This is a genomic window from uncultured Campylobacter sp. (assembly GCF_938017775.1).
Classification (GTDB): domain Bacteria; phylum Campylobacterota; class Campylobacteria; order Campylobacterales; family Campylobacteraceae; genus Campylobacter_B.
In genome coordinates this window covers 1-11,257 of record NZ_CALIIU010000035.1, presented here as the reverse complement: position 1 = coordinate 11,257, position 11,257 = coordinate 1, and the positions used below count along the sequence as shown (strand labels likewise).

General features: G+C 46.5%; 9 protein-coding genes. 7 read left to right on the top strand and 2 right to left on the bottom strand.

The genetic code is table 11. The features are described from left to right. Nucleotides 1-715: 715 nt before the first annotated feature. Nucleotides 716-1,360, top strand: coding sequence for a ferritin family protein (locus tag Q0537_RS05260; protein ID WP_299225671.1), 645 nt, complete (start codon nt 716-718; stop codon nt 1,358-1,360). Between the two features lie 935 nt (nt 1,361-2,295). Here Q0537_RS05260 and Q0537_RS05255 read toward each other — a convergent pair. Next, nucleotides 2,296-3,357, bottom strand: coding sequence for a tyrosine-type recombinase/integrase (locus Q0537_RS05255; RefSeq protein ID WP_299225669.1), 1,062 nt, complete (start codon nt 3,355-3,357; stop codon nt 2,296-2,298). After that, nucleotides 3,354-5,942, bottom strand: coding sequence for an AsmA-like C-terminal domain-containing protein (locus tag Q0537_RS05250; RefSeq protein WP_299225667.1), 2,589 nt, complete (start codon nt 5,940-5,942; stop codon nt 3,354-3,356). The genes Q0537_RS05255 and Q0537_RS05250 overlap by 4 nt, the downstream gene beginning before the upstream one ends. A 129-nt stretch (nt 5,943-6,071) precedes the next feature. On the opposite strand from Q0537_RS05250, the gene mltG reads away from it, so the two are divergent. The 6 genes from mltG to Q0537_RS05220 all read left to right on the top strand — a co-directional run bounded on the left by mltG (nt 6,072) and on the right by Q0537_RS05220 (nt 11,230). Further along, nucleotides 6,072-7,022 (top strand): endolytic transglycosylase MltG, encoded by a 951-nt coding sequence (gene mltG / locus Q0537_RS05245; RefSeq protein ID WP_299225665.1) that lies wholly within the window; start codon nt 6,072-6,074, stop codon nt 7,020-7,022. 109 nt (nt 7,023-7,131) lie between these two features. Continuing rightward, complete coding sequence (locus tag Q0537_RS05240; RefSeq protein ID WP_299225663.1) at nt 7,132-8,013, top strand: malate dehydrogenase; 882 nt, start codon at nt 7,132-7,134, stop codon at nt 8,011-8,013. A gap of 393 nt (nt 8,014-8,406) precedes the next feature. Continuing rightward, nucleotides 8,407-8,718: a 4Fe-4S binding protein gene (locus Q0537_RS05235; protein WP_177388316.1), complete on the top strand. Its 312-nt coding sequence runs from the start codon at nt 8,407-8,409 to the stop codon at nt 8,716-8,718. After that, a complete protein-coding gene (locus tag Q0537_RS05230; RefSeq protein WP_299225661.1) occupies nt 8,718-9,839 on the top strand; it encodes a 2-oxoglutarate synthase subunit alpha in 1,122 nt (373 codons plus the stop codon). Before Q0537_RS05235 ends, Q0537_RS05230 begins: the two co-directional genes overlap by 1 nt. Continuing rightward, nucleotides 9,840-10,685, top strand: a complete 846-nt coding sequence (locus tag Q0537_RS05225; protein ID WP_299225659.1) for a 2-oxoglutarate ferredoxin oxidoreductase subunit beta — start codon at nt 9,840-9,842, stop codon at nt 10,683-10,685. It begins immediately after the preceding gene. Further along, nucleotides 10,682-11,230 carry a 2-oxoacid:acceptor oxidoreductase family protein gene (locus Q0537_RS05220; RefSeq protein ID WP_299225657.1) on the top strand — a complete coding sequence of 183 codons (549 nt, stop codon included), beginning with the start codon at nt 10,682-10,684 and terminating at the stop codon, nt 11,228-11,230. Before Q0537_RS05225 ends, Q0537_RS05220 begins: the two co-directional genes overlap by 4 nt. Nucleotides 11,231-11,257 lie beyond the last annotated feature (27 nt).

Genomic DNA, 11,257 nt, shown 5'->3' with positions numbered 1-11,257 from the left:
AAACGCTGAAAATTCTGCTTTTAAGAGCACTAAAAATCCCGCTAGCATTAGCGAAAATAATGCGATATCTTGCAGCAATGTAGAAATTTCTAGCGCAGATATTGTGCAAAATTTTAATGCAGCTAGCGCGGAATGCGTATTTATCGTTGGACATAATCCGACAATAGGCGCAATTTGCTCTCTTTTAGGCGAGAAGGAAGTCGATAAATTCCCTCCTTGCTCGATTTGCGGCTTAGAATTTGACGTTCATAAATTCTCAGAAATTACTGATCATAGCGGCAAAATGGTAATGCTACAATGCCCTTAATTACGCTTTTAACGCTTCATAATTACAATCGAGCGGCTCATTGGCGCATAAGGCTAATTTTGCCGAGCATTGTCATATACTCATAAAATAAGACCATATGGCAAAATAGCAAATTATTTTTGAGATAACTTTAAATTTTAAAAAATTTCCAATGATGTGACTCGCCTTGAAATCGTGGACTAAATGAGTCAGAAAACTAAATTTCATATTTTTAGATGATCGAGTGTTAGCACTTTCGCTTGAAATTCCATTTGCTTTGAAAAACCTTAAGTTTAGATTTTCCGGACGAAAATTTCGTGCTGAAATTTTCTCAAAAACATAAATTTATTGAGAAGAATAAAATTTATTAAGTAAAATTTAATAGTAGTCGTGGTATTATTCCCTAAAAATTTTGATAGGGAATTGATAATGAGACAATACGAAACTTATAGATGCGAAAAATGCGGCGCGGAGGTCGAGGTTCAAAACGTAGGCGGCGGCACGCTTAGCTGCTGCGGCGAGCCGATGAAATGCATCACCGAGGATCTGACGCAGGTAAATTTGATGAAGGCATTCGCAGGCGAATCGCAAGCGCGCAACAAATACGATCTTTACGGCGATTTAGCCAAAGAGGCGGGCTTTCATGCCATTGCGCGACATTTTTACGAGGCCGCCGAAAACGAAAAATGGCACGCCAGAGCCGAGCTAAAGGCGCATCACGCGGCTGCGGGCATTCCGCTTGATAAGATGGATAAAAATCTGCTTGATGCCGCCGCCGGCGAGCGCTACGAGCACGAGAACATGTATCCAAGCTTTGCTAAAATCGCGACCGAAGAGGGTAAAAAAGAGGTTGCGCGCCTTTTTAACGCTATCGGTAGGGTCGAGGAGGAGCATGAGCGCGAATACAACGAGCTTCAAAAGATCCTGCTAGAAGAGGGCTTTTTTGAGAGTTTCGACGAAGAAGTTTGGGTGTGCGAGGTCTGCGGTCACGTTCATCGCGGCAAGAAAGCCCCGGGCGCCTGTCCGCTCTGTAAGGCTCCGCGCGAGTATTTCAAAAAACAAAGACTTGTTTAATTTTGATGTTTACGGCACGGCGTTTTTGCGATAGCTTTCGAAGCCGTCGCAAATCTCGTTTATTGTCGCGAACCGATCGCTTAAATATTGGCTTAAAATTTTGCGCGAGATTTCGTCTTTTTGCTCCTTTTTGTCGCGGACTCCGTGGCTAGACGAAATCTCGGGCTAAATTTATTTAGCCTAAACTCCTTTTCTTATCCCCCTAAGAAATGAAATCCTGCTCGCAAGAGCGGGATTTCTGTCGTAAAATAAATCTAAAATAATCATGCCGATGATTTTATCTCTTTAAATTTTATTAGAAATTTCTATAATTCTTGCGCTATTTACGAAGCAAACTTCGCGTCAGTAAATTTCGCAGCAAACTTTAGTGGCAAATATTTTGCGTCTTTAAATTTTTAAGGCGCATTCGATGCGATGAGAATTTGGAAGCAAATCAAACTGTAAAATTTCGAGGGTTTAAATTTTAAATCAGAAATTCCATCCTTGCGGAATTTGCAGATAAATTTTATATCCGCTACCTCTTAATATGTCGATTATCTTTTGCTTATAAAATCCTCGGATGAAATCCCGTATCGTCAAAATTTAAATGAAATTTTATACTAAATTTATCTGGAATTTTAGGCAAAATCGCATGAGAAAATCTAAAAAGTAAATTATTCTATATTCCAAAAGAGTAAAATTTTAAATTTTTTGCAATCAAGCTCTAAAGCTCGCGCGTTAATTTAAAATTTTGCCGAGTTAAATTCTAAAGCTCGCAGGGTAAAATTTTTAGGTTTTGTTATGCGAGTATGAAAAACAAATTTCAGAATTTTTCAAAATAAAATTCCAAAACTTTTGTGAAATAAATTCCATAAAAACGATTTTAAAGCCGTCTCAAAACGAAATTCAAAAAATCTCGCTCAAGCAAGCCTCTCGCTACCTCAAATTTTAAAATTTCACTCTTCGAATTCCTCCGCGACCTTCGCCGCAAGGCGCAGTTTGTCGCTATCGAAGTGGGTGTAGATGCGCGAAGTATTTAGGCTCGCGTGACCGAGGGCTTCTTGGACGAGCACGAGGTCCTTTTGCTTTTTGTAAAGCATCGTCGCGAAGGTGTGGCGCAGCATGTGAGCGCCGTTTTTTTCCTTGCGGATGCCCGCGCTCATTAAAATTTTCTCCACGATGCCGCTGACGTATGCTTGCGTAAGCGGCGCGCCGTTTTTAGTGACGAAAAGATAGCCCTCTTTGTTGGCAAAGTTCGTCTCCAGCGCGTTTAGATGTTCCTCGATCAGGTGGCGCTTGATCATTACGATGCGGTATTTATTGCCCTTGCCGCGGATTCGGATGACGAAAAGATCGCCCTCGGGCGCGATATCTTTGCGCTTGAGATTTATCGCCTCGCCCACGCGGATGCCCGTATAGACGATGATTTTTACGATTAGGCGGTTGCGATGAGCAAAGGAGGGAAACTCGCTTAAATTTATCGCGTCCAAAAACCGCTTCAGCTCCTCCTCGCTCATAAACTCCGGAAGCTTCGTGCCGCGGCTGCCGCTAATGCCGCCCCAGTGCTTAAGCTCGATGCCGAAGTTATGCGAGGTGCCGTCCTGCTCGTTCTGGCGGTCGATGAAGCCGAAAAAATTTATTAGCGCGATGCGGTAGTTTTTTTTACTCGCATCGCTCAACCCGCCCGTAATCGAGGCTAAAATTTCGCTCAAAAGCTCCTCGTCGATATTTTTCATGCTCTCAAGACCGTACTGCATGATCGCTTCGTAAAATTTTTTAAGCGGATTAAAATAGGTGTTGATGCCCGTAAGACCCGCGTTTCGTGCGTCTTTTGCGAGCCGCTCGAGTTCATTGATATTCGCGACCTCGTGATTTAGCGCCAGGCTTGCGCGGCGAAACAGCGCGTCGTTTTTCAGCTCCTTATTCGATAGCGCGCTTAGCTTGTAGCGCACGAATTTTACGAGCCAAAACAGCAGCGATTTTTCAAAGCTATCCTTATAGTCGAGCGGGAATTTCATCTGTTCTCCTCGCTGTCGCCGAAGATCACGAAAGGCAGCATCAGAGTGTTTTTGATGAGATTATACGGCGTTTTTAGCACGTCGGCCGCAACGCCGGTCGAGTAGGTAGGCTTTTTCATCGTGCCGCGAATCTCGATGATCGTGGAGATCGTGTTGTTCTCGCCCAAGATGATATGATTTAGCAGCGGGATTTTTGAGATTATCGAGCTTGCGTCTTTGAGGTATTTAAGCTCCAGATCGATATTCAGCGCGCCGCTTTTCATATCCACTTCGCCGTTGCCCACGATGTCTGCGCTACTGCCGGTAAAGTTCATCGCGTTTATGTAAATTTTATCGCCGCTGCGGCGAAAGTAAATTTTGCCCTTCTGCACGCTAAAGCCGCGATCGTTGAAATCGGGCGTCTTAAACGTAAGCAGCGACGGCACGGAGTTTATAAAGCTAAGCAGCCTTTGATAGATGATGTAGTCCTTCAGATAGGTGTTTTGCACATTGATCTCGCCGCGATAGTTGCGCGGATCGATGCCGCTTGCTTTCAGCGTAAATACCCCTCCGTCGAAGCTCTGCGAGCCTAGGAATTGATTAAGTGCCTCGCCGCTGATGTTTTGCGCAAAAATTTGAAGCAAGCTCTTTTTAAAGATCAACTTCACATCGCCGCGCTTAAAGCTTGCGTTTAAATTCATATTTTTACCGTCCAGCACGCCGTTAAAGTGCGTAAATTTCAGCGTCTTATTAAGATCGGATAGCACGATCGCAGAGTTTTGTCCGCTGAAATTTATCGGCGAGCGCTCCTTCGTGCCGCTATTAAACTCGCTGGTTTGCACGCTCGTATTGATCGCGACGTCCACGTCTTTTAAAGAGACGAAATTTCCGCCTTTGTTGATTTTGAGAGAAATTTTACCGCTTCCACTAGAGCCGTCCAGATCGCCTCCGCGCACCCGAAGCGCGAAAGAGTCGTTTTTATAATGGCTTCCGTCTTTGTTTAGCAGACCGAAATCAAAGATGAGATTGCTGCTGCTGATATCTAAGTTTGTAAAATCGCTAGTTAAAATTTTAAGATCTCCGCCGCTAATGCCCGCGTTTTTAAGCGTCTTGGAAAAGGGCAAAATTCCGCTAATATCGGGCGAGCTGATCTCGATCCGCTCGCCAAAGCTCATCTTCGCGCCTAAAAATTGCGAGCTCAGCACCGGCGCTTTGCCGCTAAAATCAAGGCTTATATTATCTCGCGCGTCGCCAAATTTTAAAATTTCTTTGCCGTTCGGGGAGAGATTGAAGCTATGAATAACGCCGTTAAATTTAGCTTTGCGCGTGGCGATATCGATACTGCCGCTTGCAGTGGCGTTAAAAATTTCATTTTGCAGATTCGCGTCTTTGATATCGATTTTTTTCTCGGTGATGTGCACCCGCGCGGCTTTGGAGTGAAATTTTGCTTTAGAGATCATCAGATCGGCATCTTTTAGCGTCACGTTCGCATCGACCTTGGCGCTTTCCTTTTCGACGTCTACGTCTATCAGCACGCGCGCATCGATCCCGCCGCCTAGCGGATATACGGGCTCGTCTATGCCGTAGCTTTGCAAAATATCTACAAGGTCCTTGCCCAAGCTCTCTTTAGTCCGCAGATCCAGATATACGATCGGCCTCTCTTCAAATAGCCCGCCGATACGCACGCCGCTTCCCTCCAGGCTTTTGCCTTTAAATTTAGGCTCGTTCAGCGTGAAGCTTAGATAATCGTTTTTGAGCGTGATGTTGGCATCTTTCACCGTTACGGCTTCGATTTGCGGTTGAAATTTTATCGTAAGATCCTGCGCGTAAGCCGTGGCGCTGACATTTTCGGCGATTGGGCGCGGATCTTTCAGATCGATTTTGGCGTGCAGATTTTCGATGTAGTAGTTTTGCGCGACCGCCTTGCCGTAGATCCACTCGTTCGCAAGAGGATTTAGTCCCGTAAGTGCGCCCAGCTCATTCATAAAATTTTTCAGACTCAAGGCCGAGGCGCGGTTTATCTCGATATTTAGCTCCGAGCCTATGTTGTGCACATCAAGCTCGCCCGCGATCTCGTGCGAAGCGAAGGTGCCGTTAAAATCATACGTATCGGCTTTAAAATTTGCTCGCGCCGTGCCGTGCAGAGTGAGATTAAAATCATTTAGCTTAAGCTCGATCGGATCAAAGCTCAGTCCGTTTGCGCCCGGCGTGATTTTTGAGCTTAGCCTAAAAAACCGCGTATCTGCGTAAAAAACGTCGCTTTTGTATTTTAGCTTTAGGCTTTCGCCTTTGATCTTTAAATTTTGCACATCGATCTCTTCGAAAAAGGAGTTAATTAGCGAGATTTTTTTGCTAAATTCTAAAATTTTCTCGCTTTGCGTGCGCAGATCGGTGGAATTTTGCTCTAAATTTCGTGTATTATTTTGCGTAATTTCAAGATTTTTGATGCGCAGCACGAGACTTTTATTTAGCTTGAGATAAAACCCTTCAAGCTTTGCAAAGCCCACGTCCAGCTGCGAAATCGCAATACCGTGCTTTAGGCCTACCGCGCAGATTATAAAAAGTATAGTAAGAGCAAGAAAAAATCTAGCTAAAAATTTATACATCATCGTCCCATTAAAAAGCTACGCCCAAAACCAAATCGGGCGTGCCGAAAAACTGCGCTTATAATATGAAATTTATTCAAAATTTTGGCTTATTTGCCTATAATTTCAGCTAAATTTTGAAAGGAACGCATGAAATTCTTTATAAAGCTCATCAAAGCGGCGTGCATTTGTATCGAGCTTGCGGCTATTTTACTTTTGGCCGTGGGCTTTGATCTGCACGAGCGCGTCGGCAACGAGAAAACCGTGCAGATAGGCCAGGGCAGCTCAACGAAAATTTTATCGCAACTCTCTAAGAGCTATCCTAAATTTACGAAATTTGATGCGAGGCTGCTTTCTTTTTACGGCGGCGCAAAAACCGGAGAGCTGGAGCTTAGCGGCGAAAATTTGCCCAAATATCAGTTTTTATATGAGCTAAGCGTTGCAAAGCCCGTGATGAACGAGATCAAGCTGATCCCGGGAGAGACTACGATCGTGTTTTTAAAACAGCTTGCGAAAGATCGCGGACTGAGCTTTAGCGAGCTTGAGCGCGAATACAACGCCACGGCGCCGTTTTACGAGGGCTTTTTGGTGCCTGAAACCTACAAAATTAGCAAAAACGAAAGCGAAAAAAATATCATTGACCACCTCATCTCAAGCGCGCAAAAATTCCACGAAGGATTGTCGCGCGAGCTTAGCGGCGACTATAACGCCACGGCGTGGAAGCAGGTGCTGATCAAGGCCTCGGTCATTCAAAAAGAGGCCGCAAACGCCGATGAAATGCCGCTCGTAGCCTCCGTCATCGACAATCGCTTAGCCAAAAATATGCGCCTTCAGATGGACGGCACGCTGAATTACGGCGAGTTTTCGCACGTCAAGATCACTCCGCAGCGCATCCGCACCGACACCAGCCACTACAATACCTACCTCAACGACGGACTTCCCAAAGAGCCCGTGTGCGTGGTCTCTCGCGATGCGATACGCGCCGTTTTTGCGCCTGCAAAGAGCGAGTATCTGTATTTTATGCGAAACAAAAAAACCGGGCTTCACGATTTTGCGCGCACACAAGCCGAGCACGAGCGCAACGTAAAGGCGCAGAGGTAAAATTTAAGTCCGTTTCGGCATTAAAATTTAAAAATGAAATTTCGTCTTTAAATTTTAAAATTTAACCCCAGCAGTTATAAAAATGCGGGTCGATATTTGGGAGATAACAATGAAAATAGCGATATTCGGCGCGGGAAACATCGGTGCGGCGGTAGCAAACGATCTTATCGTAAGCGATTCTTTGAGCCAAAAGTTAGACAGCATCGCGCTTGTGGATGCGGTAGAACAGATCGCGCGCGGCAAGGCACTCGATCTAGCCCATACGGCGGCGGTTTATGAGCGCGACATGCGCATAAGCGGCAGCACGGAGCCCAGCGACATAGCGGAGGCAGGCATCGTCGTGATCACGGCGGGGCATGCAAGAAAGGCGGGGCAGAGCAGGGAGGAGCTGTTTGGTAGCAACGCCGCCATCGTCGCGCAATGCGCGCGAGATGCCGCAAAATACGCGCCTAACTCCATTATCGTGATCGTAACCAATCCGCTTGATATGATGGTCTATGTGGCGCTGCAGGCCAGCGGGTTTGCAAAAGAGCGCGTCATCGGCATGGCGGGCGAGCTAGACGGCGCACGGCTTAAATTTGAACTCGCGCGAGCGAGCGGCAAGGAAATTTCATCGATGAGAAGCGCGATCGTGGGCCCGCATAGCGAAGAGATGATCGCGCTTAAAAACGAGCTGGGATTTGAAATTTCGGATGAAATTTTTGGTCGCGCGGTGCAAAATACCAAACGCGCCGGCGCGCAGATCGGCGAGCTACTGGGCACGTCGGCGTATTTGGCGCCCGCTGCGGGCATCGTAAAGATCATAAAATACATCCTTTTTGATACCTGCGGCACGCTCGCCTGCTGCGTCGCGGATAGATCGGGAGTGCCTTTGGGGCGCTTCGTAAGCGTCGGCAAAATGGGCGCGATAGAGAGAAATTTCGCCTATTCGGGCGAGTTTTACGCGCAGCTTGAACGGATGCGTGAGCGGATAGCGGGGCTGAAGTTTTAGTGGATATGGAGCGAATTCGGCGCGACGCAGAATTTGCAGAGCTAAAATTTTAAAGCGCAGAATTCTTGTGATAGAATTTGCAGCATCAAATTTCACTTTGGCAAGAAATTTAAGCTCGCGGAATTTTGTAGCGTAAAATTTCATTCGCTGCGGAATTTTAAAATTTGCACAATTTTGCCCGCTGTGAAATTTCATAGATTAAAATTTTACTTTGGCGCAGCATTTTGCGTGACGTAAAATTTTTAAACGCTACAAAATTTTAAAATTTAAACTCTGCAAAATTTAAAAACTAGAGGAATTTAATGCGATCAAAGCAGGCTTGCGCCGCAAAATTTCAAATTTTAAATCGCGAAGCGGGATTTAGTGCGGATTTTGATAAATTAAGGAGAAAATATGAGCGAAAATGAGAGCCAGCGCGCCGTCTGGACGGATGAGAGCCGCTGTAAGGCGTGCAATATCTGCGTAAGCGTCTGTCCTAGCGGCGCGATCGCGATGAGACAGGACGAGGGCGCCGTGCAGGGCATGATGATCGACGTGGTGGACGAGGGTGCCTGTATCGGTTGCAGGGAGTGCGAGTTGCACTGCCCTGATTTTGCGATTTTCGTTGCGCCCAAGGGCTTTAAATTCGCTCGTCTAAGCTCGCAGGCTAGAGAGATGGCTGAAAAAATCAAAAACAATAATTTTATGAAACCCAAGGACGCATAATGAGAGAGGTGATTTCCACAGGCAACGCCTTAATTGCGCGCGCAGCGATTGATTGCGGCTGTAATTTTTTCGGCGGCTACCCGATCACGCCGAGCAGCGAGATCGCGCACGAGATGAGTCGCTTGCTACCTAAGGTCGGAGGCAAATTTATCCAGATGGAGGATGAAATTTCGGGCATTTCTGTAGCTTTGGGCGCGTCTATGAGCGGTGCGAAGGCGATGACGGCAAGCTCCGGCCCTGGAATTTCGCTAAAATCAGAGCAGATTGGACTTGGCTTCATCGCTGAAATTCCGCTTTTAATCGTAAATGTTATGCGCGGAGGTCCTAGCACCGGGCTTCCTACGCGAGTGGCGCAGGGCGATATTTTGCAAGCTCGCAACCCCACTCACGGTGATTTTCAAAGCATCGCGCTGTGCCCGGGCTCGCTAAAGGAGGCTTATACGCAAACCGTGCGCGCCTTCAATTTAGCCGAGCGGTTTATGACGCCGGTATTTTTGCTACTTGATGAGACGCTTGGGCATATGCAGGCTAAGGCGATGCTCCCTGAAATTTCGGATCTAAAAATCGAGCGTAGGGCGGAATTTAAAGGTAGTCCGAAAGATTATGAGCCTTACGATGCTGCGCCCGATAAGCCTGCGGTGCTAAATCCCTTTTTTAGGGGATACCACTATCACATAACGGGGCTGCATCACGGCGCGAAGGGCTTTCCGACCGAAAACGAGCAGATCGTGGATCGCTCTATAAAAAGGCTTTTTAATAAAATTTCGACGCATGAAGATGAGATCGTGCAATACGAGGAATTTATGCTAGATGACGCTGATTCTTGCATCATCGCCTACGGCAGCGTTAGCTTAGCAGCAAAAGACGCGATTTTAAAGCTACGTGGGCAAGGCGTGCGTGTGGGACTTTTTCGCCCGATCACGCTATGGCCAAGCCCAGCGCGCAAGCTAAGGGAGCTAGGGGAGAGATTTAATAAAATTTTGATCGCCGAGCTAAATTTAGGGCAGTATCTGCTAGAGGTGCAGCGCGCTTGCTTGAGAGATGATTTTAAGACGCTTCTTAAGGCAAACGGCAGACCGATCAGCCCTAGCGAGATTATCGAGAAAGTAAAGGAGCTTTAAATGGCGTTTGATTACGACAAATATCTAAGAACGGACAAGATGCCTACGCTTTGGTGCTGGGGCTGCGGCGACGGAGTGATCTTAAAAGCGATCATCCGCGCGATTGACCGCATAGGCTGGAGTATGGACGATGTATGCGTTGTAAGCGGTATCGGCTGTAGTGGCAGGATGTCGAGTTACATAGACTGCAATACCGTCCATACGACGCACGGACGTGCGATAGCTTATGCTACGGGTATCAAGCTTGCAAATCCAGGCAAACACGTAATCGTAGTTACTGGCGATGGCGACGGGCTTGCGATAGGGGGCAATCACACGATCCATGGATGCCGCCGTAATATCGATCTAAATCATATCTTGGTAAATAATTTCATCTACGGGCTTACGAACTCGCAGACGAGTCCTACGACACCGCGCGGGTTTTGGACGGTTACGGCACAATACGGCAATGTCGATCCCAGCTTTGATGCGGCGAAACTTGCGATCGCTGCCGGAGCAACTTTTGTCGGACGCGAGAGCGTGACAAATCCAGAAAAAATTGAGCAACTTCTAGCCAAGGGCTTTGAGCACGAGGGTTATAGTTTTTTTGATATTTTTAGCAACTGCCACGTAAATTTGGGTCGTAAAAATAAAATGAGCGAGGCGGTGCAAATGCTAAAGTGGCTTGATTCGCGCACGATTTCCAAAGCAAAATTTGACGCTCTTAGCGAGGATGAGCGAGCGGGGCTATTTCCGCTTGGAGTTTTACATGAAGATAATGGGCGCACCGAATACACAAAGGCATATCAAAAGGTGATAGACGCGGCACAAAGCGGCGAAGCGATAAATTTTGAAGGACTAAGATGAATCAATTAAGATTTGTGGGAGTGGGCGGTCAAGGCGTGATTTTAGCAGGCGAAATTCTAGCTGCGGCAAAGATCGCGCACGGCGGCTATGGAATCAAGGCATCTACGTATACCTCTCAGGTACGTGGCGGACCTACGAAAGTGGATATTATCTTAAGCGATGAAGAAATTCTATATCCTTACGCGAGTGAGGGCGAGATCGATTTCATGCTCGCAACGGCGCAGAGTAGCTACGATGCTTTCAAAAATGGCGTGAAAAAAGGCGGCGTGATCGTAATCGAGCCGAATTTAGTAACGCCGAGCGATGAGGATAGGATAAACTTTAAAATTTATGAAATTCCAATCATCACCATCGCAAAATACGAAGTCGGAAATGTCATCACTCAAAGTGTCGTGGCTCTAGCGATCGCAGTAGAGCTTAGTCGCTGTATGGACTCAGGGCTAGTAAAAAAGCAAATGCTCCGCTCTGTGCCTGAAAAAACCCGTGCGCTAAATGAAAAGGCGTATGATTTGGGGATGAAATACGCGAGAGAGGTTTTAGATTGAATTTAAAGACTTCATATAGAATTTATG